At 73.2% G+C, this 25,800-nt stretch carries 19 protein-coding genes; 9 read left to right on the top strand and 10 right to left on the bottom strand.

Annotated features, from left to right (window positions below):
* Positions 1–169: 169 nt before the first annotated feature.
* From HS041_RS16180 to HS041_RS16170, 3 genes are all read left to right on the top strand, one after another.
* The gene (locus HS041_RS16180) at positions 170–379 is read left to right on the top strand and encodes a hypothetical protein (RefSeq protein ID WP_196441501.1); all 210 of its coding nucleotides are present in this window, start codon (positions 170–172) and stop codon (positions 377–379) included.
* A gap of 164 nt (positions 380–543) precedes the next feature.
* Positions 544–1,137, top strand: a complete 594-nt coding sequence (locus HS041_RS16175) for a C40 family peptidase (RefSeq protein WP_307845323.1) — start codon at positions 544–546, stop codon at positions 1,135–1,137.
* A gap of 133 nt (positions 1,138–1,270) precedes the next feature.
* The gene (locus HS041_RS16170) at positions 1,271–2,125 is read left to right on the top strand and encodes an LLM class flavin-dependent oxidoreductase (RefSeq protein ID WP_196441500.1); all 855 of its coding nucleotides are present in this window, start codon (positions 1,271–1,273) and stop codon (positions 2,123–2,125) included.
* Positions 2,126–2,160: 35 nt separating this feature from the next.
* Here the strand turns inward: HS041_RS16170 and HS041_RS16165 are convergent, their stop codons facing one another.
* From HS041_RS16165 to HS041_RS16130, 8 genes are all read right to left on the bottom strand, one after another.
* Complete coding sequence (locus HS041_RS16165) at positions 2,161–3,234, bottom strand: hypothetical protein (protein ID WP_196441499.1); 1,074 nt, start codon at positions 3,232–3,234, stop codon at positions 2,161–2,163.
* Positions 3,235–3,353: 119 nt separating this feature from the next.
* Positions 3,354–6,323 (bottom strand): bifunctional [glutamine synthetase] adenylyltransferase/[glutamine synthetase]-adenylyl-L-tyrosine phosphorylase, encoded by a 2,970-nt coding sequence (locus HS041_RS16160; RefSeq protein WP_196442526.1) that lies wholly within the window; start codon positions 6,321–6,323, stop codon positions 3,354–3,356.
* 122 nt (positions 6,324–6,445) lie between these two features.
* Positions 6,446–6,724, bottom strand: coding sequence for a zinc ribbon domain-containing protein (locus tag HS041_RS16155; protein WP_255530007.1), 279 nt, complete (start codon positions 6,722–6,724; stop codon positions 6,446–6,448).
* A 122-nt stretch (positions 6,725–6,846) separates the two neighbouring features.
* On the bottom strand, positions 6,847–7,560 hold the full coding sequence (locus HS041_RS16150; protein ID WP_196441498.1) for a type 1 glutamine amidotransferase: 714 nt from the start codon (positions 7,558–7,560) through the stop codon (positions 6,847–6,849).
* Positions 7,561–7,636: 76 nt separating this feature from the next.
* A complete protein-coding gene (locus HS041_RS16145; RefSeq protein WP_196441497.1) occupies positions 7,637–8,575 on the bottom strand; it encodes an acyl-CoA desaturase in 939 nt (312 codons plus the stop codon).
* Between the two features lie 163 nt (positions 8,576–8,738).
* Entirely contained in the window at positions 8,739–9,464 is a 726-nt protein-coding gene (locus tag HS041_RS16140) for a hotdog fold domain-containing protein (protein ID WP_196441496.1), read from the bottom strand.
* A 209-nt stretch (positions 9,465–9,673) separates the two neighbouring features.
* Positions 9,674–11,035, bottom strand: coding sequence for a gamma-glutamylpolyamine synthetase GlnA2 (gene glnA2 / locus HS041_RS16135; RefSeq protein ID WP_196441495.1), 1,362 nt, complete (start codon positions 11,033–11,035; stop codon positions 9,674–9,676).
* 192 nt (positions 11,036–11,227) lie between these two features.
* Positions 11,228–12,208, bottom strand: coding sequence for an ArsR/SmtB family transcription factor (locus HS041_RS16130; protein WP_307845322.1), 981 nt, complete (start codon positions 12,206–12,208; stop codon positions 11,228–11,230).
* Between the two features lie 65 nt (positions 12,209–12,273).
* Here HS041_RS16130 and HS041_RS16125 point away from each other — a divergent pair, with 65 nt between their 5' ends.
* From HS041_RS16125 to HS041_RS16100, 6 genes are all read left to right on the top strand, one after another.
* Complete coding sequence (locus HS041_RS16125; RefSeq protein ID WP_196441494.1) at positions 12,274–13,485, top strand: MDR family MFS transporter; 1,212 nt, start codon at positions 12,274–12,276, stop codon at positions 13,483–13,485.
* A 134-nt stretch (positions 13,486–13,619) separates the two neighbouring features.
* Positions 13,620–15,611 (top strand): sensor histidine kinase, encoded by a 1,992-nt coding sequence (locus tag HS041_RS16120; protein ID WP_307845321.1) that lies wholly within the window; start codon positions 13,620–13,622, stop codon positions 15,609–15,611.
* A gap of 79 nt (positions 15,612–15,690) precedes the next feature.
* Positions 15,691–17,172, top strand: a complete 1,482-nt coding sequence (locus HS041_RS40045) for a BTAD domain-containing putative transcriptional regulator (RefSeq protein WP_196441493.1) — start codon at positions 15,691–15,693, stop codon at positions 17,170–17,172.
* 2 nt (positions 17,173–17,174) lie between these two features.
* Entirely contained in the window at positions 17,175–19,337 is a 2,163-nt protein-coding gene (locus HS041_RS16110; RefSeq protein WP_196441492.1) for a sensor histidine kinase, read from the top strand.
* A gap of 62 nt (positions 19,338–19,399) precedes the next feature.
* Complete coding sequence (locus HS041_RS16105; protein WP_196441491.1) at positions 19,400–20,941, top strand: glycoside hydrolase family 13 protein; 1,542 nt, start codon at positions 19,400–19,402, stop codon at positions 20,939–20,941.
* Positions 20,942–21,058: 117 nt separating this feature from the next.
* Positions 21,059–22,843, top strand: a complete 1,785-nt coding sequence (locus HS041_RS16100) for an NAD+ synthase (RefSeq protein WP_196441490.1) — start codon at positions 21,059–21,061, stop codon at positions 22,841–22,843.
* Between the two features lie 78 nt (positions 22,844–22,921).
* On the opposite strand, the gene HS041_RS16095 is transcribed toward HS041_RS16100, so the two are convergent.
* Together HS041_RS16095 and HS041_RS16090 are read right to left on the bottom strand one after the other, a co-directional pair.
* Positions 22,922–23,680 carry a response regulator transcription factor gene (locus tag HS041_RS16095; protein ID WP_230879091.1) on the bottom strand — a complete coding sequence of 253 codons (759 nt, stop codon included), beginning with the start codon at positions 23,678–23,680 and terminating at the stop codon, positions 22,922–22,924.
* Complete coding sequence (locus HS041_RS16090; RefSeq protein ID WP_196441489.1) at positions 23,673–25,697, bottom strand: sensor histidine kinase; 2,025 nt, start codon at positions 25,695–25,697, stop codon at positions 23,673–23,675. The genes HS041_RS16095 and HS041_RS16090 overlap by 8 nt, the downstream gene beginning before the upstream one ends.
* Positions 25,698–25,800: the final 103 nt, after the last annotated feature.

The following is a 25,800-nucleotide window of genomic DNA, read 5'->3' as shown; positions in this document are numbered from 1 at the left end:
ATGCCGGCAGGCCGACCTGGGAGAAGACTCTGCGACGCGGTCGCCGGTCAGCGGCCCCCGGCCTCCGCCGTCACCGCATCGCCGATGCAAGTGAGACGAAAGCCCTCTACAAGTCACTATTGATATCAATAAGGCATTAACCGAACGCACAACCGGGAGAACGAACACCGTGTTCCGCACCGTCGCCACCACCGCCGGCGTCATCGTCATCGCCCTGTCCTCGCTCGTCGCCTGCAGCGCGGACGATGAGGCGTGCGCCGCCTCGGTCAGTACGGCGGCAGCCCCCTTCACCCGGTCAGCCGCGGACTCCTCGGCGGACCGGAAGCCGTCGAAGCCCAAGAAGAAGAAGGTCGACGTCGACATCGACGACTGCGACTGAGCGACGCCCTCCAGGCGCCCGGGCAGGAGCCGCGAAACGGCTCCGGTACGGCGCTCCCCGCGATCCCGGACCGGCACGCGGAGCCGTACCGCCTCCGACGCGGAACAGCGGAGCGTCCGGCAGAATGAACCCTGATTCAGGGTGACGGGACGGGGTGAACCGGAGTGGCCGAGGTCTCCGCGCGGGCGCTCGGGCGCCGCCCCTGGGCCGCCCTGGCGGGAGTGCTCGCGGCGCTCCTGCCGGCGGCGAGCGCCTCGGTGCCGGTCCTGCCCGCCGCCCTCAACCGGCTGACCGCCGTCGCCCACGCCATCCACGCCGGGCACGGCCAGCCCGGCTGGCGGGGCGGGCCCATCCCCTACTCCTGGGGCGGCGGCCACCGCGAGGACCCGGGCCCGTCCCTGGGCACGTGCCGGGGCTACCGGGGCTCGATCAGGCCGTGCCCGGCCGCCGGGACGCTCGGGCTCGACTGCTCCGGACTGGCCAGATGGGTCTACCACCTGGCCTACGGCCGCGACGTCCTGGGCCCGGGCAACACCGACGACCACGTCCGGCGGCTCACCAGGATCCCGGCGGCCAGGGCGCGTCCGGGCGATCTCGTCTTCTACGGCACGGTGAACCGGCGCAGGATCAAGACCCACCACGTCGGCGTCTACATCGGACAGGGCAAGATGATCAACGCGTTGCGGACCGGCACCGAGATCCGGATCGACCCGCTCACCCGGCTCGACGACTTCGCCGGGTACTTCCGCTATCTCTGAGCCTCCCGCCGGGCCGGGTCGAGGGCGGTCCCGCGGGCTCTGTCCGCGGTGTCCACGCGGGACCTATCGTGAGTATTCCCTGGAGACCGGCCCCTGCTACCTCGAGTTCCCGCAGTCCACCGTGAGGAGAGACATGCGCCTGGGCGTCATGTTCGAACGCGATCTTCCCCCCGAGTCCCTCATCCCCTTCGCCCGCCACCTGGACGCCGCCGAGGCCGACGATCTGTGGGTGGTGGAGGACCTGGGCTGGACGGGGTCGATCTCCTCGGCGGCCACCGCGCTCGCCGTCACCGAGCGGCTCCGCGTCGGCATCGGCATCGCGCCCGCACCGCTGCGCAACCCCGCCCTGCTCGCCATGGAGCTGGGCAACCTGGCCCGGGTGCACCCTCACCGGCTCGCCGCCGGAATCGGTCACGGTGTACAGGACTGGATGCGCCGGGTGGGCGCCCTCGCCCCGTCGCCGCTGACACTGCTGGAGGAGACCATCGTCGCGGTGCGGGCGCTGCTGCGCGGCGAGACGGTCACCACCGAGGGCCGCGCCGTACGGCTCGACGGGGTGAGCCTGGTGCACCCGCCCGCCGTGCCGCCGCCGATCCTGGCCGGGGTGGTGCGGCCCCGCTCGCTGGAGCTGTCCGGGCGGGTGGCGCAGGGCACGATCCTGCCCGAGGGGTTCGACGCCGCGCGGGTCGCGGAGGCCGGGAAGCTGGTCGGCGAGACCGGCGGCGACCACGAGATGGTGGTCTTCGTCCACCTCTACGTCGACGACGACCCCGAGCGGGTCCGGGAGGCCGTGCGGCCCGCCGCGACGGAGCAGGGAGGCTTCCTGGGCATCGCGCCGGAGGAGGTGCCGATGGCGGCGGGCTCCGCGGCTCAGGCCGCCGACGTCGTCCGGTCGCTGTGGGAGGCCGGGGCGGACACCGTGGTGCTCCGGCCGGTCGGCGCAGAGCCCCTGGGTCACGTCGACCGGATCCTCGCCGCGTTGCGGTAGGGGCCGCGGGCTGACCGGCCGCGCCCGGCGACCGGTCAGCCGCGGTTGCGGAAGCCGGTCAGGCGGCGCAGCACGTCCCACCAGAAGGGGGCGCCGAACAGCAGGGCGACGGCGGTGAGCAGGTAGCCGGGCCAGTGGCCGGGAGTGATCAGCCGATCCCACCAGACGGCGCCGTTCCAGTTCAGGGAGGGATCGCCGCCGTCCGGCGGGACGGTGATGCTCACGATGGCGTGGTCGAAGATCTTCACCAGTGCGGGCGAGCTGAAGGACTCGGTCACGCACTCGTACGGCTCGGCGGCCCCGGTGGTGGTGCACTTGTCCTTCAGGGCGGTCAGTCCCTCCTCGCTGCCGCCCGCGATGGCCGCCACCCCGGCCCGGAAGGCGTTGTCCCGCAGCAGGGTCTTGCCGTACTCCAGCGCGTCCATGCTGAACAGCAGCGTCAGCGTCACCCCGAGCGCGAACACCACCCACTTGACGTAGCGCCGGTAGAGTCCGGACAGGCGCTGCATCTCCCCGTCGAACCAGTTCTCGACCCCCCGGCGGAACTTCGCCAGGTCCTCCCCGGCGCCGTTCCACACGCCGCGCAGGTGCCCCGCGAGCGGGCTGCGGATGGCCTCCAGCTTGACCAGCAGGCCCTCCACTCCGCCCTCCTCGGCGGCGACCAGCTCCATCACCGCGCCGGAGAAGCGCTCGGGCGGGATGTCGGAGATGGTGGTCCGCGCGCCGTTGGGGTGGTCGATCTCCTGCAGCCGCCGGTAGAGCCGCTCGGTCATGTCGACATCGGGAACGGGCCCCTCGGCGGCCAGCACGGTCGTCGGGTCCACCGGCATCGGCGTGACCACGGAAGGAGCCGGGTCAGGACTGTGTTCGGGGCGCGGGTCGTCCTTCGAGAAGGGCAGCTTGGCGAAGACATCAGCGATCTTCGACGGGATCCACGACGTGCCCTCCGAGGAGCCGCCGTCCATGGTGTCGCGGAGGTAGGCCCACAGGAACTTGCTGCGGATCCCGAGCATGCGGACGAAGGCCTCGTTGATCCCGCTCACCAGAAGCGAGAGCAGCAGGAAGGCCAGCACCAGCCCGATGGCCAGGTCGGCGTAAACGGATATCAAAGCAGATCACCCGGATCGTTGATACACGCCGGTCCCGGCGTTGCGCAACAGGAACGCCGATCCCGGCGGCGCGGGGACGCCGGTCCACCCGCCGGTCGGCGCTCGCCTCCGGGAACCGGTTAGTCCTCGTAGAAGACGCGCTCCACCACGGCGCGGGCCCGGCGGGTGACCCGGCGGTAGTCGTCCACGAAGTCCTCGCTGCCGTCCGGCGGGTAGCCGAGGGCACGCGAGACGAGCGTGCGCTCGCGGACGTCCCCCGGAATGGAGTCGGACGCGCGGCCCCGGACCAGGACGATCGCGTCACGGATGCGGGAGGCGAACCGCCAGGCGTCGGCGAGCACCGCCTCGTCGTCGGGGGTGAGCAGTTTCTCGGCGACCGCCGCGTGCAGCGCCTCCAGGGTGCGGGTGGTCCGCAAGGAAGGCAGTCGCCCCGCATGGCGGAGCTGCAGGAGCTGGGCCACCCACTCCACGTCCGACAGGCCGCCCCGGCCGAGCTTGGTGTGCAGGGCGGGGTCGGCCCCGCGCGGCAGCCGTTCGGCCTCCATCCGCGCCTTCAGCTTGCGGATCTGCAGCACGGCGGCGTCGCTCACCCCCTCGGCCGGGTAGCGCAGCGGGTCGGCCAGGTGCAGCAGCCCGACGCCGAGCTCGGCGTCCCCGGCGCAGAAACGGGCGCGCAGCAGCGCCTGCGACTCCCACGGTGACGACCAGCGCTCGTAGTAGGCGGCGTAGGAGGCCAGCGTGCGGACCAGCGGCCCCTGGCGGCCCTCCGGGCGCAGGCCGGGGTCGACGAGCAGCGGCGGGTCGGGAGCGGGCAGGGCCAGCAGGCGGCGAAGCTCGTTGGCGACGGCGTGCGCGGCGTCCGTGGCGTCCTTCTCCGGCACGCCCGGCAGCGGCTCGTGGACGAACATCACGTCGGCGTCGCTGCCGTAGGAGCACTCGACCCCGCCCAGGCGGCCCATTGCGATCACCGCGAACCGGGTGCCCAGCGGGATCCTGCGCTCCATCTCCACCTTGGCGATCGCGGCGTCCAGCGCGGCCTGGATCGTCACGTCGTTGAGCGCGGACAGCGCCTGGCCGACCTGCTCGATGCCGATGTGGCCGGTGAGGTCGGCGACCGCCGTGCGGAACAGCTCCCTGCGCCGCAGGGCGCGCACGGCCGCCACCGCGGTCTCGGCCTGCCCGGGGTAGCGGCCGACCGTGGCGCGGGCCTCGGCCAGCAGCGCCTCGGGGCGCCGGGCGTCCAGCTCGGCGTCGGAGCCGAGCAGTGCGACGGCCTCGGGGGCGTGCAGCAGCAACCCGGCGGCGTACCTGCTGCTGCCCAGGATCCGGGCCATGCGCGAGGCCGCCGCGGTCTCGTCGCGCAGCAGCCGCAGGTACCACGAGGTGGCGCCGAGCTTGTCGGAGACCTGGCGGAAGCCGAGCAGCCCGGCGTCGGGGTCCGGGGCGTCGGCGAACCAGCCCAGCATCACCGGCAGCAGGGTACGCTGGATCGCCGCCCGGCGGGAGACGCCGGTGGTCAGCGCGCTGATGTGGCGCAGCGCCCCGGCGGGATCGGCGTAGCCGAGGGCCTCCAGGCGGGCCTGGGCGGCGGTGGTGGACAGGCGGTCCTCCGACTCGGGCAACCGGGCCACGGCCTGCAGCAGCGGCCGGTAGAACAGCTTCTCGTGCAGGCGGCGGGCCTCCATCGCGTGCCGCCGCCACCGGCTGGTGAACTCCCCCACCGGATCGGCGGTCATGCCCAGGCCGCGGCCGAGCCGCCGCAGGTCGCCCTCGCCCTCGGGCACCACGTGCGTACGGCGGAGCCTGTGCAGCTGGATCAGGTGCTCGACCTGGCGCAGGAAGCAGTACGCCTCGGCGAGCGCCCTGGCGTCGTCCCGCCCGACGTAGCCGCCCCGGGACAGGGCGGCGAGAGCGGGCAGCGTGGCGCGGCGGCGCAGCAGCGGGTCCAGGCGGCCGTGCACGAGCTGCAGGAGCTGGACGGCGAACTCGATGTCGCGCAGGCCGCCGGGGCCGAGCTTGATCTGCCGCTCGGCCTCCCCCGCCCGGACGTGGGCCTCCACCCGCCGGCGCATGGCCTGCACGTCCTCGACGAACCTCTCCCGGGTGGCGGCCTGCCAGACCATCTCGTCCGTCGCGTCGACGTAGCGGTTGCCGAGCTCCGCATCCCCCGCGACCGGCCGGGCCTTCAGCAGCGCCTGGAACTCCCAGGTCTTGGCCCAGCGCCGGTAGTAGGCCAGGTGGCTGGCGAGGGTCCGCACCAGTGGCCCGGCCTTGCCCTCGGGGCGCAGCGCCGCGTCCACCTCCCACAGCGATCCCTCGGGCGTCGCGGCCGAGCAGGCGCGCATCATGCTCTGGGCCAGGCGGGTGGCGAGCCGGATCGCCTTCGTCTCGTCAACGTTCTCGCACGGCTCGGCCACGAAGATCACATCGACGTCGCTGATGTAGTTGAGCTCGCGGGCGCCGCACTTGCCCATGCCGATGACGGCCAGCCGTACCGAGCCGGACTCCTCGTGCTCGGCCCGGGCGACGGCGAGCCCCGCCTCCAGCGCGGCTCCGGCCAGGTCGGACAGTTCGGCGGTGACCTCGGCGAGCGTCGCCCTGCCGGTGACGTCCCGCGCGGCCAGGCGGAGCAGGCGGCCCCGGTAGGCGACGCGCAGCGCGGACAGGGTCGCGGTGGAGGCGTCCGGGGCGCGCGGCTCGGGGTCGTCGGGCTCGGCCCCGATCGCCGTCAGCAGCTCGGCGCGGAGCTCGGCCGCGGAGGGCCGCCGGGCGGCCCGCTCCCCCTCCAGCAGCCGCCAGTGCCCGGGATGGCGGACCACGTGCTCCCCGAGGGCGGCGCTGACGCCGAAGACGCCGAGCAGGCCGGCCCGCAGGCCGGGGTCGGCGCGGAGCGCCCCGAGAACGCCAGGGTCCTTCTCGGCGAGCCGGTTGAGGGAGGTGAGCGCCAGGTCGGGATCCGCCGTCCCGACGAGGGAGTCCAGCAAGGCGAGATCGCCGACGGCGTCGGGCCCGAGCTCGTCGAGGAGCCGCTCGGCCCTGGCCCCGTCGGAGAAACCGAGCCGGGCCAACCGCCCGGCGGTCGTCTGCATGCGGGGCACGGTGTCCACCGACCCTTCCTCGTCTCCGATCGCGAGCACTGCTGACCTCCCCTCATCCTGCTTGACTTCCTCCCCGCGACTGAAGCCGGGGGATTCCCGTGGCTGATCTGTGACTAGGCCGCGACCGTGACGGGTGGTTGGCGCTTCGCAGACCGCCCGACGGCGAGGTCTCCACGCCCTGTCACCGCCAGCCCGGCGGCGAGGATGTTCTTCGCGGCGTTCACGTCAGCGTTGCCGGTGTAGGCGCAGGAGGTGCGGGCGAAGACCGCTTGGCTTTCGCGGGACTTCGCGTCCACCGTCCCGCACGCCGAACAGCGCTGCGAGGTGTACGCAGGTGGCACCCGCACGATACGGGAGCCGTTGTATCGGGCCTTGTGCTCCAGGGCGGTCAGCAGAGCGCCCCAGCCCTTTGCGAGGACAGCCCGGTTCAGCCCGGCCTTGGCGGCGACGTTGACGCACGGGTGTTTCTGAGACGGTGCGGCGTCGTCAGCGGTTTCGTCGCGCGATCAGCCGATCAGGAGTTCGCGACCACCGCGGCGAAGCGCTCGGCGAGCGGCTTCCAGGTGGCGGTGAGCCGCGTCTCGGCGGCCTTGACCCGGGTGTTGAGCTCCTCGACGGGGTGGCCCTGAGCGGTCAGGTGGTCGGCGGAGCCGTTCGTCCAGTCGAGGAAGATCTCGGGGGTCGCCTCGGGGTGGAACTGCACCGCCCAGGCCCGCTCGCCGAGCCGGTAGGCCTGATTGGGGTAGATCTCCCCAGTGGCCAGCGGCACCGCGCCCGCGGGCAGGCGGGTCATCGCGTCCCCGTGGTACTGCACCGCCACCGCGGGCTCCGCGCCGTCGAGCAGGCCGTCGAAGAGCGGGTCCCCGTCGGCGGCGGGAAGCGGGGAGATCCGGCACGCGCCGATCTCCAGCCCGAGGTCGCCGCGCTCGACGGTCCCGCCGCAGGCGAGGGTCAGCAACTGGGCGCCCAGGCAGATGCCCAGGGTCGGCACGCCGTCGGCGACCGCGCGGCGGAGCAGCTCGCGGGTGGCGGGCAGCCAGGGGTAGTCCTCGTCCTGCCAGGCCGCCGCCTCGCCTCCGAGCACGATCAGCCCGTCCGCGGCGTGCTCCGGCACCGTCTCCCCCAGGTACGGCCGGACGATCTCACAGGCGGCCCCGGTCCCGGCCAGCCACTCGGCGAAGAATCCCAGGCCCGCTGCGGCCTCGTGCTCGATGACGGTAATCCTCATGCGGTAATTATGGGACTTATCACCAAATAATCCGCTGTCCTCGGTCCACGGCACGGCTCATGCCCCGCCGTACGGCTCACGCTCCCGCCGCCACCCGGCGGGAGGCGATCCGGTCGGCGTCGGGCCAGCGCACGTCCCACACCCAGCCGAACCGCTCGAACAGCCAGATCAGCCGGGCGCTGACGTCGGTCTGGCCGGGGAGCACCCCGTGCCGGGCCGCGGTGGGATCGGCGTGATGCAGGTTGTGCCACGACTCGCCCAGCGAGACCAGGGCCAGCCACCGCACGTTCCGGGAGCGGTCCCGGACCGCGAACTCCTCCTCGCCGAAGGTGTGGCAGATGGAGTTGATCGACCACGTCACGTGGTGCAGGAGGAAGATCCGGATCAGCCCGCCCCAGAAGAAGGCGGTGAGGGCGGCGTCCCAGGAGCCGCCCCACAGCCCGCCGGCGAGGGCGGGCAGGCCGACCGAGAGCAGGATGACCGGCGCGTAGGCCAGGTTGTGCGACAGGAGCCTGATCGGCCGGTCGGCGAGCAGGTCGGGGCAGAACCTCCGCCGGGAGGTGCGCTCCGGGCTGAACAGCCAGCCGACGTGGGCGTGGAACAGCCCCCTGCACAGGCCGGCGAACCCGGGGCCGAACCGCCAGGGCGAGTGCGGGTCGCCCTCCCGGTCGGCGTACTTGTGGTGCCGTCGGTGGTCGGCCACCCAGCGGATGACCGGCCCCTGGAGCGCCATGCCCCCGGCGAGCGCCAGCACGACCCGGAGCCAGGGCCTGGCCTGGAACGACCGGTGGGTGAAGTGCCGGTGGTAGCCGATGGTGATGCCGAACCCCGTGACGAGGTACATCACCCCGCCGATGACCACGTCCCGCCAGCCGAGGCCCCGTCCCCAGGCGAAGGGGACGGCCGCCAGCACCGCGAGGAAGGGCACGACGACGAAGAGCACGACGAGCAGCCGCTCGAACCACGGGTCAGGAGTGGCGGCGAGATCCGACGGCGCGGCGGAAGAGGATGCCATGCCCGCCGAAGGTAGTCGCGGACGGCGACGAACTCTCCGCCCCGGAAGGCGATTTATCCGGCGGAAGTTGTCACTCCGTGAACAGCTCGCCCGGCGGGGCCGGCATCCGGCGGAGACCCGGGAGACGAACCTCTCCGGCCGGGGTCGCCCCCGGCCGGGCGGGTCAGGCGGGAGCGATCCAGGTGGCCTTGGCGGCGGCCACCAGGGTGCCGTCCACCTCGTAGATCGCGCTCTCGCCGAAGAGCTTGCGGCCCTCGCGGCCGGTGGGACGGGCGACCACGGAGTAGGTGCCGCCGGGGTAGATCCGGCGGTGGACCTGGGCGGTCAGGCGGCCGAGCAGCGCGAACTCGCCGGGTGCGAAGTGCGCCCAGCCGGTGGCGCAGTCGAGCGCGGCCCAGACGACCGCGTCGGGGATGACACCGTCCTGGTCGGTGACGGTCATCGGCACCCGCCAGCCGGCGGCCACGATCTCGGCGCCCTCCACCCGGCCGGGGAAGATGCGCAGGCCGTCGCCGGGCTCGCGCAGGCCGCAGACGAAGCAGCCGGGGAAGGCGTGGCCGGTCAGCCCGGCGAAGCCGCGCTCGGCGCGGGCCGCCTCGTTGAAGGGCACGAACGCCGGGGCGTCGAGCCGCTCGGCCACCGTGATGGCCTCGGCGAGGAGGGTCTCGCCGTGGGTGAGAGTGGCGGTGTTGGCCAGCTGGCGCAGTTCCAGCTCGGTCTCCAGCGGGGTGGGCGCATGCAGCGTGACCTCGACGGCCGAGTCGTGCCGGGCGCCGTGCAGCGCCTCGGAGACCGTGCCCGCGATCCATCCGCCGTTCGCGATCCCCTCGGGACCGCGGAAACGTGCCGGAACGGTCACCACGGTCTGCAGACCGGCAGCCGTCGTCATGCCGCACCTCCTGTCGCCTCAAACGGCGATCGATCTTAGATATGTAAACTGCAAAGGGACTGGCCGATATTACCGGAGCAGCCACGCCTTCACCCCACCAGGGGACCGGTACCGCCCCTGTGAAGGGCGGGCAAAGAGAAGGTGACGCATCCGGGGCACCCGTTCACAGCGCCTGCGGGCCCCCGGACATTCCCTGGCCGGGCTTTTTCCTACAGCACCGGCAGGTAGCGGCCGAGCTCGAACTCGGTGACCTGGCGGCGGTACTCGTTCCACTCGGTGCGCTTGTTGCGCAGGAAGTAGTCGAAGACGTGCTCGCCGAGGGTCTCGGCGACCAGCTCGCTGCGCTCCATGACCGCGATGGCCTCGTCCAGCGACTGCGGGAGCGGGGCGATGCCCAGGGCGCGGCGCTCGGCGCTGGTCAGCGCCCAGACGTCGTCCTCGGCGCCGGGAGGCATCTCGTAGCCCTCCTCGATGCCCTTCAGCCCGGCGGCGAGGATCACCGCGAAGGCCAGGTAGGGGTTGCAGGCGGAGTCGAGCGAGCGGAACTCGATGCGGGTGGAACCGCTCTTGTGCGGCTTGTACATCGGGACGCGGACCAGGGCCGAGCGGTTGTTGTGGCCCCAGGAGATGTAGCTCGGCGCCTCGCCGCCCTGGCCGGCGATCGCCTCGGCCCCGCCCCACAGCCGCTTGTAGGAGTTGACCCACTGGTTGCAGACGGCGGTGATCTCGGCGGCGTGGGCGAGCAGGCCGCCGATGAAGGCGCGGCCGGTCTTGGAGAGCTGGTATTCGGCACCGGGCTCGTGGAAGGCGTTGCGGTCGCCCTCGAACAGCGACATGTGGGTGTGCATGCCGGAGCCGGGGTACTCGGTGAAGGGCTTGGGCATGAAGCTCGCCCAGATGCCCTGCTCCAGCGCGACCTCCTTCATGACCAGCCGGAAGGTCATGATGTTGTCGGCGGTGGTGAGCGCGTCGGCGTAGCGCAGGTCGATCTCCTGCTGACCGGGCCCGCCCTCGTGGTGGCTGTATTCGACGGAGATGCCCATCGACTCCAGCATCATGATCGCCTGGCGCCGGAAGTCGTGCCCGGAGCTGTGCGGGGTGTGGTCGAAGTAGCCGCCCTCGTCGATCGGCTCGGGGCGGGAGCCGCGCTCGGGCCGGTGCTTCAGCAGGAAGAACTCGACCTCGGGGTGGGTGTAGAAGCTGAAGCCCATGTCGGAGGCCTTGGCCAGGGTCTTCTTGAGCACCCAGCGCGGGTCGGCGTGCGAGGGGGAGCCGTCCGGCATGAGGATGTCGCAGAACATCCGGGCCGCGCCCGGGTTCTCACTGCGCCAGGGCAGGATCTGGAAGGTCGAGGGGTCGGGCTTGGCCAGCATGTCCGACTCGTAGACGCGGGCGAAGCCCTCGATCGCCGAGCCGTCGAAGCCGATGCCCTCGGCGAAGGCCCCCTCGAGCTCGGCCGGGGCGACGGCCACCGACTTGAGGAACCCGAGCACGTCGGTGAACCAGAGCCGGATGAACCGGATGTCGCGCTCCTCGAGAGTGCGGAGAACGAACTCCTGCTGGCGGTCCAAGGCCTCTCCTCCATTGCCGGCGCGGTGTGACACGCCTGGTTGCTACCAGTCTGCCCGCACCGTGTTTCGCCCACGTTACGAGGAACGGCGGTGCGCTGTCGCATCGGACTCGCCGTACCCTCCCGCGTACCTCATCCCGCAGTGTTCCCGTCACGGCCGCGTGGAACCTGCCCGGTCCGTCCCTTTGCGGGCTCAGGGGGCGCAGACCAGGGAGTCCCCCACCGGGGTCCGGGTGTAGACGACCTCGCGGCCGAGCCGCCGGCGGGCCGCCAGGCCGCCGCCGGTCAGGACGGCCAGGTGCTGGCTGATCGCGCCGGGGGTGAGCTCCATCCGCCGGGCCAGCGCCGAGGTGGTCGACGGGTCGGCGAGCGCCAGGAGGATCTGCGCGCGGGTCCGGCCGATCAGCGCGGCGAGGGCGCCGGGCGCGGGCGGCGGGCCCGCGATCCACAGGGTGCCGACGCCGGTGGCCGGGTAGACGAGCATGGGCTGGTACGGCTCGACCATGACGGCCGTGTCCGGCCACCAGAAGGCGGTCGGCACGAGCACCAGCCCGTCGCCGCCCAGCGGAGCGGAGTACTCCCAGTCGCGTGTGACCGCGAGCCGGTCGCCGCGCCAGGTGACGTCCGGGTGGAGGTCGGCGAAGAGCTCCCGGGCCCCGCCGGCGGCGAGCTGCCGGGAGCGGCGGACCACCTCCCCCTCCAGCAGGCCGTGGACGCGGGGCCAGAACTCTGCGAAGGCCACCTCCCAGTAGCGCTGGAGGGCGCCGGCGACCCGCGCCACCCCTGCCGCGGGGTCGGCCCGGAACCGCTCGACGATCCGCGGGTCGGCTCCGGAGACCCAGCCCACCTCGGCCGCGGCCCGGTCGGGCGGCGTGCGCCGCACCCGCTCCAGCTCGGCGGCGAAGTCGGGCTCGGGGGTGTCGGGGGCCGGGGTCACGAAGTCGACGAGATAACCGCTCGCGGGGACCAGGGCGAACAGCTCGGACAGGTCCAGGCCCGCCAGGCGGGGGCGTACGGCGCGCAGCCAGGGCAGGTGGAGCGAGCGCCTGGCCGGGTCGCGGAGCGTGCGCAGGCTGGCCACCAGCTCCCACATCGGGGAGAAGGCGAAGCGGATCCGGGCCACGTCGTCGGGGGCGAAGACCCACTCGACGTGGCAGGACTTCCGCTGGAACACCGGCGACTCTTTAGGCACGGCTAAAAGATTCGCATCCGTGCGAACACCTGTCCAACCCTGGTCCCATGACGACCACGACCCTCGCCAAGCCCGCGTTCCTGCGATCCAAGGTCGGCGGTCTCCCCCGGCCGTTCTGGGCGCTGTGGGCCGGGACGCTGGTCAACCGGGTGGGCATGATGGTCGAGCCGTTCATCGGCGTCTACCTGACCCAGGCGCGCGGCATGTCGCTGGCGGCCGCGGGCGTGGTGATGGCGGTGTTCGGGGCGGGTTCGCTGATCTCGCAGGTCCTCGCGGGCTGGCTGGCCGACCGGTTCGGGCGGCGGGTCACACTGACCGGCGGCATGGTCGCGACCGCCGTGACCATGGTGGCGCTGGGGGCGAGCACCTCGCTGCCCGCGATCGTGGCGGCGATGTTCGTGCTCGGCCTGACGATCGACGCCTACCGGCCCGCGTCCACCGCGCTGGTGGCCGACCTGGTGCGGCCCGAGGACCGGCCGCGCGCCTACGGCCTGCTGTTCTGGGCGCTGAACCTGGGCTTCGCGGTGGCGATGGTGGTCGGCGGCTGGCTGGCCGAGGCCGGGTACGGCTGGATGTTCTGGTTCAACGCGACCACCGCGGTGGTCTTCGGCCTGCTGGTGTGGCGAGCGGTGCCGGAGACCCGGCCGGAGCCGGGCGAGCGGACGGGCGGCGGTTTCGGGGCGGTGCTCAAGGACCGGCTGATGGTCGCCTACGTCGTGATCTGCGTGCTCGCCAGCCTGGTCTACGCCCAGGCGTTCACGACCCTGCCGCTGGCCATGACCGGCGTGGGGTTCGGGGAGAGCGACTACGGCCTGGTCATGGCGGTCAACGGCATCCTGATCGTGCTGATCCAGCCGCTGACCGGCGACTGGTTCGGCAGGCGGGACCACAGCACCGTGCTGGCGATCGGGTTCGCCGTCATCGGCGGGGGCTTCGCGCTGAACGCCCTCGTCTCCAGCGTCACCGGCTACGCCCTCACCGTGGTGGTCTGGACGCTGGGCGAGATCGTCACCGCGGGCATCCCCGGCGCCATCGTGGCCTCGCTCGCCCCCGCCCACCTGCGCGGGCGCTACTCGGGGATGTTCGGCTTCGCATGGTCGGCCGGCGTCCTGCTGGCCCCGCTGCTCGGCACCAGGCTGCTCGCGATCGGTCCCACCGCCCTCTGGCTGACCATCGGCGCGATCGAGCTCGTGGCCGCCGCGGGGCTGCTCGCGATCGGCCCGGCGCTGCGCCGCCGTACCGCGTCGACGGCACGTTGAACGTCTGTTGATTGAACATTGCTCTATTCCGGCTAGTGTCCCTCTAAGCCTGCACTTGGAGGGACTGGGTGACGCGCGAACCGGACCGGCTCGGACCGGGAGGTCTCCCCCGGAAACCGGGAGGCCCTCCCGCGGTGACGCACGGGCGCCTGCGCCTGGCGGGCGTGCTGATCGCCGCGCTCTCCCTGGCGATGGAGTGCGCGGACATCGTGGTGACCGCCATGCTGCCGCCGTCGAAGTACACGCCGCTGCCCTTCGCGCCCGAGGACATGGCGGGGACCGCCTTCCCGATCTTCGGGGCGCTGCTGATCCTCCGCAGGCCGCGGCTGCTCATCGGCTGGGTGCTGCTGGGCGGCGGCCTGGCCTGCGCGGTCAACATCCTGGCGGCCAACCTCGCCCTGCTGCAGGCCCCCACCCCCTACGCCGTCGGCGCGCCCAAGCTGCTGTGGGTGGCCGTCGGGCAGAGCTGGGCCCTGGCCACGCTCCTGCTGGGCGTGCTGCTGCCCCTGCTCTACCCGACCGGCCGCCTGCCCTCGCCCCGGTGGCGCGCGCTGGTCGTCTTCGCCTGCCTGGTGCAGGGGCTGGAGGGCCTGCGCTCGATGCTCGTCCTCCTGGGAGGGGCGGCACCGCCCCCGGCTCTCAGGGAGAACCTGCACCGGCTGACCGCGGTGGCGATGGGACTGGCGTTCGTCTCCCTGGCGGTGCGCTTCCGCCGCGCCGACCCGGTCGGCAGGCACCAGATCGTCTGGCCCCTGTTCGCGTTCGCGGGCCTGATCGTCCCGTGGGTGATGGGCGGCCACGTCTGGTGGCTGGCCTCGTTCACCATCCCGCTCATCCCGGCCGCGATCGCGTTTGCGATCCTGCGGCACGGGCTCTACGAGATCGACACGCTGATCACCCGGGCGCTGGTCGGCGCCGGCCTCGTCGGCGTCATCGGCGGCGTCTACGTGGGAGTGGGCGCCGCCTTCAGCCTGCTGCTGTCGGACCTCGACCAGATCGGCGGACTGCTCGCCGCGCTCTGCGCCGGCGTCTTCTTCCATCCGCTCCGCAGGGTGCTGCAGCGCGGTGCCGACCGGCTGCTCTACGGCAGCAGGGGCGACCCGGTGGCGCTGGCCGGCGAGCTGCGGCGGCGGCTGCAGCGGACCGACCCCGCCGAGGGCCTGCCCGCGGCCCTGGAGGTGCTGCGTGAGGGGCTCTCCGTCACGGGGGTGGCCGTGCGGTTCACCGAGCCGCCGGGACCGTCCGCCGCCGCGCCCTTCGGGGAGTGGCCCGGCCGGACGCTGTCGGGCGAACTCGGCGAGGTGGCCCGCGAGGTCCCCCTGGTCTGGCACGGCGAGCCGGTCGGCCACCTGCTCATCGGCCCTCCGGGCGCCCGGCGGCTGCCCGCGGCGCACAACGAGCGGGTCATCGCCGCGCTCACGCCGTACATCGCCGACGCCGCCCACGCGGTCCGGCTCGTCGGCGCGCTGCGCCGCTCCCGCGAGCGGATCATCGCCACCCGCGAGGAGGAGCGCCGCCGCCTCCGCCGCGACCTGCACGACGGCCTCGGCCAGTCGCTCAGCGGCATGGCCATGTCCATCAACGCGGCCCGGCGTTCCCTGCACGTCTCCCCGGAGAACGCCGAGCTGCTGCTCGACGGCCTGCGCGCCGGCATGGACAGCGTGACCGGTGACATCAGGCACCTGGTGTACGGCCTGCGCCCCCCGGCCCTGGACGACCTCGGCCTGGCCGGGGCGGTCGGGGAGATGGCCGGGCCCGCCGTCGCGGTCGAGGTGAGCGGCGATCTCACCGGCCTGCCCGCCGCCGCCGAGGTGGCCGCCTACCGGATCGTGCAGGAGGCGCTGACCAACGCGCGCAAGCACTCGGGGGCGGGCTCCGTACGGGTCCGGCTGGAGCGCGGCCGCCGCCCCGACGGCGGGCACCCGGACGGCGGGCACCTGCGCGTCCGGGTGAGCGACGACGGCTCCGGCGTCCCGCCCGGCAGGCGGGCCGGGGTGGGGCTGGCCTCGATGCGCGAGCGCGCCGCCGAACTCGGTGGCACCTGCATGATCACATCGCCTCCCGAGGGCGGCACGGTGGTCGAGGCGGTGCTGCCGCTGACCTTGGACACGGAGCCCTGCCGGTGACCCGTTTCCCCCTGCGAGCGAACGATGGTGAACGTTGCCGTATGACGTCAGTCCAGGTAGCCGTACTCTTACAGCTGCAATGTTGACATTCCGCACCCTAGGACCGTTCCAGGCGCGCCACGGTGACGTGGTGCTCGACCTCGGCGGTCAACGCCAGATGGCGGTGCTGGCCCGGCTCCTGGTGGCCGGGGGACGGGCCGTCCCGGTGAGCGTGCTCATCGACGAGCTCTGGCCGGGCGAGCCCCCGGCCCAGGCCCTGTCCACCATCCAGGGATACGTCTCGCGGTTGCGGCGCGCGCTGGAACCGGGCCGCGCGCCTCGCGAGGAGGCGGAGGTGCTGGTCTCGGCCCCGCCCGGGTACGCGCTGCGCGCCGAGACCGGCCAGGTGGACTCCTGGCGGTTCGAGAACGCGGTCAAGATGGAGGGCGGGCCGGCCGCGGTGTGGGAGCGCATGGAGGAGGCGCTCGCGCTGTGGCGGGGACCCGCGCTGGCGGAGTTCTCCGATCTGTCGTGGGCGGTGACCGAGGCCGGGCGGCTGGAGGAGCTCCGGCTGACCGCGATCGAGCGCCGCGCCGACGCCGGGCTCGCACTCGGCCAGTCCTCGGCGCTGGTCGCGGACCTGGAGGCGCACGTCTCGGCCCACCCGCTCCGCGAGGAGGGCTGGCGGCTGCTGTCGCTCTCCCTCTACCGGGGCGGCAGGCAGGGCGACGCGCTGGGAGCGCTCCGCCGCGCCAGGGCCGTGCTCCGCGACGAGCTGGGCCTGGACCTCGGCGCCACCCTGCAGCGCCTGGAGTCCGACATGCTGTCCCAGGCTCCCCACCTGGACCCGCCCAAGGAGAGACCGGTCACCGTGCTCCCGGCCGGGACGCCCCCGGCGGGAAGTCCCGCAGCCGGGGAACCGGCGCTGCGCGTCGTCGTGGTCGACGACCAGGCCCTGGTCCGCACCGGGCTGCGGGTGGTGCTGGACAGCGAGCCCGGCTTCCAGCTGGCCGGAGAGGCGGAGGACGGCGAGCAGGCGATCGCGCTCGTCCGCGAGACCCGTCCCGACCTGGTGCTGATGGACATCCAGATGCCCCGGCTGGACGGCCTGACCGCCGCGCGGCGGATCCTCGCCGACCGGGACCCGCCCAAGGTGATCATGATGACCACGTTCGGCACCGACGACAACCTCTACTCGGCGCTGCGGGCGGGGGTGAGCGGCTTCGTGCTCAAGACCTCCGCGCCCGAGCAACTGATCAGCGCGATGCGCGCCGCGCAGGCCGGGGACGCGCTGATCGACCCGGCCGTCACCACGCGGCTCATCTCGGCCTTCGCCGGGCGCACCGACCCCACGGCCCCGCCCGCCCTCGCCGGTCTCGGCGACGCCGAGCTGGACCTGCTGAAGCTGGTCGCCCGAGGGCTCACCAACCGGCAGATCGCGGCCACCCTCGCGGTGCCCGAGCAGGACGTGGCCGGGTCGGTGAGCAGGCTCCTGGACCATCTCGGCCTGTTCGACCGCGCGCAGCTCGTCGTCGCGGCGTACGAGTCGGGCCTGGTGAACCCGGGCGACACGGGCAGATAACGATGTACCTGCAGGCGGGGGACCACGGCCACGCCGCTTCCGGCGGGGCGGGCGCGGAGAGCCCGGATGGAGCGGGGCACCCGGAGCGCGGCCCGGACGCGGCGGGTGGAACCCCCGCGGACGATGCGGCCGGGCCGGTGGACGACGGCGACTTCGGCGCCCCGCGCCCGAGCGCGACGGCCGCGTTCCTCGCCTCTCCTCCGGGGATCCTCGCCGCCGTGACGGCCCTGGTCTCCGTGCTGCTCACCGCCGCGAGCCTCGTCCTGGGCCTGCGGCTCCCGCCCGGATGGGTACCGGAGGTCCCCGCCCTGCCCGATCACGCGGCGGGGCTGGCCTTCCCCCTGGCGGGGGTGTTCCTGCTGGTCAACCGGGCGCCCGCGATCACCGGCTGGCTGATGTGCGCGGGCGGGCTGGGCTGCGCGGTCCGCGTCTTCTGCCGTGCCCTGATGCTCTCCTGCGCCTCCGCGGGGGATCTCACCGCCGCGGGGTATCTGACCTGGGTCACGGCCGCGGGCCTGCACGTCGGCGCCCTGCTGCTCGCCGTCCTGCTCCCTCTCTACTCCCCCGACGGCCGCCTGCCGTCGGCACGCTGGCGACCGATCGTGGTGGCGGCCTCGGCCGTGGCGGTCGCGCAGACGGCGCTCGTGGTCATCCGCCCGACGCCGCCGCCGGAGGGGTATCCCTGGCCGCGGGTGATCCCCAACCCGCTCGCGGTGGAGGTGCTCGCGCCGTCCTCCTACTCCGCGGTGCACATGACCCTCTTCACCGTCATCGTCCTCTTCGTGGTCACGGCGATGGCATCGCAGGTCGTGCGCTTCCGCCGGGCCGACGCGGCGGGACGCCGCCAGGTCGCCTGGCCGCTGTCGGCCTTCGCGGGCTACATCGTCTTCCTCGTCGCCGGCGCGGAGCTGTGGCTGCCCGCCGCGATCTGGACCGGTCTCATCCCGGTGACCCTCGTCTTCGCCGCGCTGCGCTACCGGCTGTACGGCATCGACACCGTGATCAGCCGCGCCTTCGTGGCCGCCGGGCTGCTCGCCGCGGTCAGCGTGGTCTACTTCGGCGCGGGCACGCTGGCCGGGCTGGTCCTGTCGGGCTACGACCGGGTCGGCGGCCTGGTCGCCGCCCTGGCCGCCGGGGTCTTCTTCCAGCCGCTCCGCGACCGGCTGCGGCGCCTGGTCGACCGGCTCATGTACGGCACGCACGGCGACCCGGCCCTCCTGGCCGCCCGGCTGGCCCGCGAGGTCGGCGAGGCCGAGCCCGCGGGCGCGCTGGCCGCCGTCGCCGCCGCGATCCGCGACGGGCTCGGCGTCACCGGGGTCGCGGTCGAGGTGGACGATCCCGGCGCCCGGCGGGTGGAGCTCGGCCGGCTGGGACCGGGCCCGCGGGTGGTCCGGCTGGTCTGGCACGGCGAACCGGTCGGCCGCCTGCTGCTCGGCGCTCCCGGGCCGCGCAGGTTCGCCGCGGCCTACAACGACCGGCTGATCGCCGTGGTCGCGCCGTACGTGGCCGACGTGGTGCACGCCATACGGATGACCGCCGACCTGCAGCGCTCCCGCGAGCGCATCCTGACCGCCCGCGAGGAGGAGCGCCGCCGCCTGCGCCGGGATCTGCACGACGGGCTGGGCCACGCGCTGGCCGACATGGCGATGTCGATCAACATGGCCCGGATCAGCCTGCGCACCGCCCCGGCCTCGGCCGACCGGCTCCTGCTCGGCCTGCGTGCCGGGATGGACTCGGTCAGCCAGGAGATCAGGGAGCTGGTGTACGGCCTGCGCCCGCCCACCCTGGACGAGCTCGGCCTGGCGGGGGCCGTACGGGCGCTGGCGGCCGAGGGCGGGCTCCCGGTCGCGGTGGAGGCCTCCGGAGACCTCTCCGACCTGCCCGCGGCGGCCGAGGTGGCCGCCTACCGGATCGCGCAGGAGGCGCTCACCAATGTCCGCAAGCACGCGGGGGCCCGCTCGGCGACGGTCGCCCTGCGGCGCGAGGACTCCTCGCTCACGGTCCGCGTCACCGACGACGGGCGCGGGCTGCCCGCGGGGGCCAGGTCCGGGATCGGCCTGATCTCGATGCGCGAGCGCGCCACCGAGCTGGGCGGGACGTGCGCGGTGGGACCGGTGCCCGGCGGCGGCACGGCGGTGGAGGCCGTCCTCCCCCTCGGCGGATAGCATCCGGGATCTTTGGGGAGGAACCCCAGCGGACAGATCCGGACTCGCCGGGGGAGGAACCGATGTGGTGGCGTGACGCCGTCGTCTACCAGGTGTACCTGCGCTCGTTCGCCGACTCCGACGGCGACGGCGTCGGCGACCTGGACGGGCTGCGCACCCGCCTGGACTACCTGGTCGAGCTGGGCGTCGACGGGATCTGGCTCAACCCGTGCTACCCCTCGCCCGGCGCCGACCACGGCTACGACGTGGCCGACTACATGGACGTCGACACGCGCTACGGCGGCCTGCCCGCCTTCGACCGGCTGCTGGCCGACGCCCACGCGCGCGGGCTGAAGGTGTTCATGGACCTGGTGCCCAACCACTGCTCGGTGGAGCACCCGTGGTTCCAGGCCGCGCTGGCCGGTGACCGCCCGGCGCGGGAGCGCTTCATCTTCCGCCCCGGGCGGGGCGACGAGCCGCCCAACAACTGGCGCTCGGTCTTCGGCGGCTCCGCCTGGACCCGGGTGGGCGACGAGTGGTACCTGCACAGCTTCGACCCCGGCCAGCCCGACTTCAACTGGCGCAACCCCGAGGTCGGCGCCTACTTCGAGGACGTGCTGCGCTTCTGGTTCGACCGGGGTGTGGACGGCTTCCGCATCGACGTGGTGCACATGCTGTTCAAGCACGCCGACCTGCCCGACTGGCCGCACCACCCGGAGTACAACATCCTGGCGCAGAACCAGCCGGAGGTGCACGAGGTGCTGCGCCGGTGGCGCAAGCTCGCCGACGCCCGCGAGCGCACGCTCGTCGGCGAGATCTGGGTGCCGACGGTGGGCGACCTGGCCCTCTACCTGCGTCCCGACGAGCTCCAGCAGGCGTTCTACTTCGACCTGCTGGTCTGCCCCTGGGACGCCTCCCGCTTCCGCGCCTCCATCGACCGGGGCCTGGAGGAGATCGTCTCCACCGGCGCGGTGATCACCTGGACGCTCGCCAACCACGACGTGCACCGGACGGTCAGCCGCTTCGGCCTGGTCTCCCGCACCGGCGGCCCGGACACCCGGCCCCGCGGCGTGGTCGACGTCGAGCTGGGCGTACGGCGGGCGCGCGCCGCGATGATGCTGGTGCTGGCCCTGCCCGGCTCGGTCTACCTCTACCAGGGCGAGGAGGCCGGGCTGCCGGAGGTCATGGACCTGCCGGACGAGGCCCGCCAGGACCCCACCTGGTTCCGCTCGGGGAGGACCGAGCACGGCCGAGACGGCTGCCGGGTGCCGCTGCCGTGGACCCCCACCGGCCCCTCGTTCGGTTTCTCCCCCTCAGCGCGGACCTGGCTGCCGCAGCCGGACTGGTTCGGGGCGTTCGCGATCGAGGACCAGACGGCCCGCCCCGGCTCGACCTGGTCCCTGCACCGCGACGCGCTTGGCATGCGCCCCGGTTTCGACGGCCCGCTGGAGTGGCTGCCCACCGGCAGGCAGGACGTGCTGGCCTTCCGCCGCGGGGAGATGATCTGCGTGACCGTCTTCGGCGACGAGCCGTACCCGGTGGAATGGGGCACCCCGGTGCTCGCCTCCGCCGACGTGCGGGCCGGGGCGGTGGCCCCGGCGAGCAGCGCCTGGTTCCGGGGGTAGACGCCCTGCCGGCGGGCCGCCTGGACCGGTGGCGGGTCCCGGCCGCGGGTCACGGGCTCCGCCGGGGAAGGATCACCCTGTTCCCGCTTTCCCGATCGCCGGGAATAAGGTGAGGTCGTGGCTCAACTGCGAATCGCCCTGGCTCAGACCAACCCCGCGGTCGGCGACCTGCCCGCCAACATCGACAAGCTCGTCGAATGGACCCGGCGCGCCGCCGACCGCGGCGCGCACCTGGTGGTCTTCACCGAGATGTTCCTCACCGGCTACCCGGTCGAGGACCTGGTGCTGCGGACCTCGTTCGTGGAGGCGTCGATCGCGGCGATCGAGACCGCGGCACGGCGGCTGGCCGAGGAGGGGCTCGGCGAGACCCCCGTGGTCGTCGGCTACGTCGACCGGGCCGGGCTCGCCCCCAGGGTCGGGCAGCCCAAGGGCGCCCCGCTCGACGCGGCGGCGCTGCTCCACCGGGGCCGGGTGGTCGTCAAGACCGCCAAGCACCACCTGCCGAACTACGGCGTCTTCGACGAGTACCGCTACTTCGTGCGCGGCGACCGGCTGCCGGTCTTCCGGCTGCACGGGGTGGACGTGGCGATCGCGGTCTGCGAGGACCTCTGGCAGGACGGCGGGCCGGTCGCGGTGGCGGCCGAGGCCGGGGCCGGGCTGCTGGTCGTGCCGAACGCCTCGCCGTACGAGCGGGAGAAGGACGACGTGCGCCTCGCGCTCGTCTCCCGGCGGGCCGGGGAGGCCGGCTGCGCCCTCGCCTACGCCAACCAGGTGGGCGGCCAGGACGAGCTGGTCTTCGACGGCGACTCGATCGTCGTCTCCGCCTCGGGCGAGCTGGTGGCGCGGGCCGCGCAGTTCACCGAGGAGCTGCTGGTGGCCGACCTGGAGCTGCCGGAGGCCTCCTACGGCGGTCTCGGCGCCTTCGAGGTGGGCGCCGGCGACGGCACCGTCATCACGGTGGAACGGGTGGAGTTGTCGGCCCGGCCGCTGGAGCCGTACGAGCCGGAGCCCCCGGCGGTCGCCGCGCACCTCGACGACACCGCCGAGGTCTACTCCGCGCTGGTCCTCGCGGTCCGCGACTACGTCGCCAAGAACGGCTTCCGGTCGGTCATCCTCGGCCTGTCCGGCGGCATCGACTCGGCGCTGACCGCCACCATCGCCTCCGACGCCATCGGCCCCGACCGGGTCCACGCGGTGCTGATGCCCTCGATCTACTCCTCCGAGCACTCTCTGGGCGACGCGCAGGAGCTGGTGGACCGGCAGGGCATCAACGCCCAGATCGTGCCGATCGCCGATATCGTGGCCGCTTTCGAGAAGGACGTCCACCTGACCGGTCTGGCGGCGGAGAACCTCCAGGCCCGGGTGCGCGGCATGATCCTGATGGGCCTGTCCAACCAGCACGGTCACCTGGTGCTGACCACCGGGAACAAGAGCGAGCTGGCCACCGGATACTCGACGCTCTACGGCGACTCGGCGGGCGGTTTCGCGCCCATCAAGGACGTCCTGAAGACCCTGGTCTGGAAGCTGGCCCGCTGGCGCAACACCCAGGCCGGCGTGTCCGGTGAGTTCCTGCACGGCTTCGCGGTCCCGCCGATCCCGGAGAACTCCATCGAGAAGGAGCCCAGCGCCGAGCTCCGCCCCGACCAGCGCGACACCGACTCCCTGCCGGAGTACGAGGTGCTGGACCGCCTCCTGGACGACTACGTCGAAAAGGACATGGGCTCGGCCGAGCTGATCGCGGCCGGCCACGACCCCGCCCTGGTCGCCAGGGTCATCCGCCTGGTCGACCTGGCCGAGTACAAGCGCAGGCAGTATCCCCCGGGCCCCAAGATCACCCCCAAGAACTTCGGCCGGGACCGCCGCCTGCCCATCACCAACCGCTGGCGCGAGACCGCCCCCTGACACCTCTCCGTACTCCGCTTGCGGACAGGGCGTAGCGGAACGCAGACAGCCCGGGGAGGATGCCGGCCGGCGGTGCCGTCAGCTGCTGAGGCCGGTCTCGCGCAGGAAGGTCAGCACGGCCATGACACGCCTGTGCACCAGTGGTTCGGCGGTGAGACCGAGCTTGGAGAAGATTGCGGTGACGTGTTTCTCCACCGACGACTCCGCCAGGACCAGCTGCGCGGCGATGCCCGCGTTGCCGCGCCCCTGCGCCATCTCACGCAGGATGTCCAGCTCGCGGGCCGTGAGCAGGGCGAGGGGCGACTCGCGCAGTTGGGTACGGCGGGCGACGAGCGCCTCGACCACCTTGGAGTCGACGACCGATCCGCCGCGGGCGACCTCGTGCAGCGCGCTCACCAGCCGCTGCACGTCGCCGATGCGGTCCTTGAGCAGGTAGGCCAGGCCGGCGGTGCCGTCGCGGAACAGCTCGAAGGCGTAGGTCTCGTCGACATACTGCGACAGGATGACCACGCCGATCTCCGGGTGGCCCGCCTTGATGGCGTGGGCGGCGTCGATGCCCTCCATCGCCCGGCCGGTCCCGTCGTCCTGCCCGGCCCTGTCGGCCGGACCGGCGGCCTGGTCGTGGACGGGCAGGCCCGCCGGGACCACGCCGGACGGCATGCGGATGTCGGTCAGCACGGCATCGGGGCGCATGCGCCGTACCGCGTCGAGCAGTTCGGGCGCGGAGCCGACCGCGGCCTGGACGACGACCTCGCCCGAGTCTTCGAGCAGCCGCCGCGCACCCTCCCGGACGAGGTAGTTGTCGTCGGCCATCACGATTCTCAGTGGCTCAGGCATCTGCGGCCTCCGGGTGGGTCAGCGGGATCTCCATGCACAGTTCGGTGCCCGCGCCGGAGGCGCTGTGCACCTGCAGGGTGCCGCCGGCGATGTCCAACCGGTCGGCGAGCCCGGTCAGTCCCAGCCCGCGGGCGGCCTCCGGGTCGAATCCCCGGCCGTCGTCGCGGACCGCCAGCACCAGCCGGTGATCGGCCTGCCGGAGTGAGACCTCCACCCGGGTCGCGTCGGCGTGCTTGACCGCGTTGGACAGGGCTTCGGCCACCGCGTACCAGGCGGTGGCCTCGATGTGGGAGGGGAAGCGCGTGCCCCGCAGCACCGGGTCGGCCCTGACCTCCATCAATACGGGAAGGCGGGCGGCCTGGGCCTCGACCGCCTCCAGCAGTCCCCGGTCGCTGAGGACCGGCGGATGGATCGTGTACGCGAACTCGCGCAGGCCGTTCAGGAGCGTGCCCAGGTCCCCGTGGAGCTCGGTCAGGTCCTGCTCGGCTCGCGGGTCACCGCGCCGCAGCCGCTGGCGGACCAGTCCCAGCTTGGCGGTCAGTGCCACCACCTCCTGCTGCACGCCGTCGTGCAGGTCGCGCTGGATGCGGCGGCGCTCGGCGTCCTGGCCCTGGGCGACCCGTTCCCGGGAGGCGGCCAGCTCGGCGGCCTGCCGCCGGATCAGCAGGAGCTGCGCGGACAGCTCGGCGGTGAGATGGATGTTGTGCACGACGGCCGCCGCCTGACCGGCGAGGTAGCCCAGGAGGCGGCGGTCCTCCTTCAGGAGCGGGCCGTCCCGCCGGGGACCGCACTCGATGCTGCCCAGCACCTTCTGGCCGTGGGTGATGGGGACCACCAGCGCCGGGTCCGCCCGCTCCCCGACGCCGATCCCCTGCGCGCCCCCGGCATGGGCGATGTCCGGGTCGAGACGGACCCGGGCCCAGGTCAGGTTCAGCCCCCGGCGCACGGTCTCGGCCAGTTCCTGCAGCAGCGTGGCCGGGCCGGGTGACTTCTCCAGCACCGCGCCGAACCGGCTGAGCAGCCGGTAGCCGTCGAGCCGGGCGCCGAAGACCCATCTGTCGGCCAACTGCTCCAGCCGCCCGCGCACCGGCTGGAGCAGGAGGGTCATGCAGATCGTCAGCAGCACCGCGACGCCGGCCGGCAAATACCAGTTGGCCAGGATGCCCAGACCGGTGGCGACGCCGACGTAGCCCACCGTGATCAGCGACCACAGCAGGCGGTAGACGAGCGAGCGCCGGGCCGGGCGGTCGATGCCGAAGACCCCCTCGTGGAACAGCGCCACGAGCGTCGAGCCGAGCACGATGATCACCGTCATCGGCCAGCTGACGGCGTCGATCACCAGGTATGCCGCCGAGTTCTCCCCGGCCAGCCAGACGACGAGGAACTGCGGGATCCACAAGACGGCCGCGGCGACATTGCCGAAGAGCAGCCATCTGATCTTGCGGCGCTGGTCGGACGGGGCCCGCCGGTAGCGTGCGGCCAGCAGGAGGAAACCGAGCATGATCCACAGCGGGAAGCCCTGGTACAGCAGGACGGTCGCGGGCCCCAGCGGGGCGAGCGCCTCGACGAAGAGGGGGCTGAGGAAGACCGGGTACGCGCTGGGGTACATCCCCCGCGCCAGGGTGTGGTCCGACAGCGCGTTGAGCACCGGAACCAGCACGGCCAGGGCCGCCAGGGCCCGGATGACGAACCGTTCGAACGGGCGTTCTGCACGGCCCACGGGGAAGAGCCCGATGAATCCCATCATGGCCATCACGCTGGCCGTACCCGCCCACTGACGGACCAGCGCCAGGATCCATACGGGCGGCCAGCCGGCGATGAGGGGCAGCACGACATCGCCCAGGCATGTCTCAAGGGCGAACATGGTCCCAGTGGCGAGCAGCCAGCGCACCGCCGGGTTGCCGGGCCGGCACAGGAAGGCCGCCACGCCCACGGCGTACATCGGGAACGGCCCCGACAGGACCCAGCCGGCCAGGGACGGACGGTCGGTGGCCAGCGCGATTGCGACAGCCAGCATGACCGCGCACCCGCCGAGCGCCGCAAGAGCCGTGAGGAGAAGCCGCATGTCTCCATTCTCGGTTCGGCGGTCGTGACCGCCATCGGGCAGACCCGCGATCCGG

The sequence above is a fragment of the Planomonospora sp. ID67723 genome (assembly GCF_015711605.1).
GTDB lineage: Bacteria > Actinomycetota > Actinomycetes > Streptosporangiales > Streptosporangiaceae > Planomonospora_A.
The sequence above is the reverse complement of the archived record's forward strand: the minus strand, read 5'-3'. Positions and strand labels throughout refer to the sequence as shown.

Excerpts from the sequence above, each read along its gene's own strand:
- HS041_RS16110 (WP_196441492.1), top strand. The coding sequence starts at position 17,175 with ATGTACCTGCAGGCGGGGGACCACGGCCACGCCGCTTCCGGCGGGGCG.
- HS041_RS16105 (WP_196441491.1), top strand. The coding sequence starts at position 19,400 with ATGTGGTGGCGTGACGCCGTCGTCTACCAGGTGTACCTGCGCTCGTTC.
- HS041_RS16140 (WP_196441496.1), bottom strand. The coding sequence starts at position 9,464 with ATGACGACGGCTGCCGGTCTGCAGACCGTGGTGACCGTTCCGGCACGT.
- HS041_RS16160 (WP_196442526.1), bottom strand. The coding sequence starts at position 6,323 with ATGCAGACGACCGCCGGGCGGTTGGCCCGGCTCGGTTTCTCCGACGGG.
- HS041_RS16150 (WP_196441498.1), bottom strand. The coding sequence starts at position 7,560 with ATGAGGATTACCGTCATCGAGCACGAGGCCGCAGCGGGCCTGGGATTC.
- HS041_RS16145 (WP_196441497.1), bottom strand. The coding sequence starts at position 8,575 with ATGGCATCCTCTTCCGCCGCGCCGTCGGATCTCGCCGCCACTCCTGAC.
- HS041_RS40045 (WP_196441493.1), top strand. The coding sequence starts at position 15,691 with ATGTTGACATTCCGCACCCTAGGACCGTTCCAGGCGCGCCACGGTGAC.
- HS041_RS16170 (WP_196441500.1), top strand. The coding sequence starts at position 1,271 with ATGCGCCTGGGCGTCATGTTCGAACGCGATCTTCCCCCCGAGTCCCTC.
- HS041_RS16095 (WP_230879091.1), bottom strand. The coding sequence starts at position 23,680 with ATGCCTGAGCCACTGAGAATCGTGATGGCCGACGACAACTACCTCGTC.
- HS041_RS16090 (WP_196441489.1), bottom strand. The coding sequence starts at position 25,697 with ATGCTGGCTGTCGCAATCGCGCTGGCCACCGACCGTCCGTCCCTGGCC.
- HS041_RS16125 (WP_196441494.1), top strand. The coding sequence starts at position 12,274 with ATGACGACCACGACCCTCGCCAAGCCCGCGTTCCTGCGATCCAAGGTC.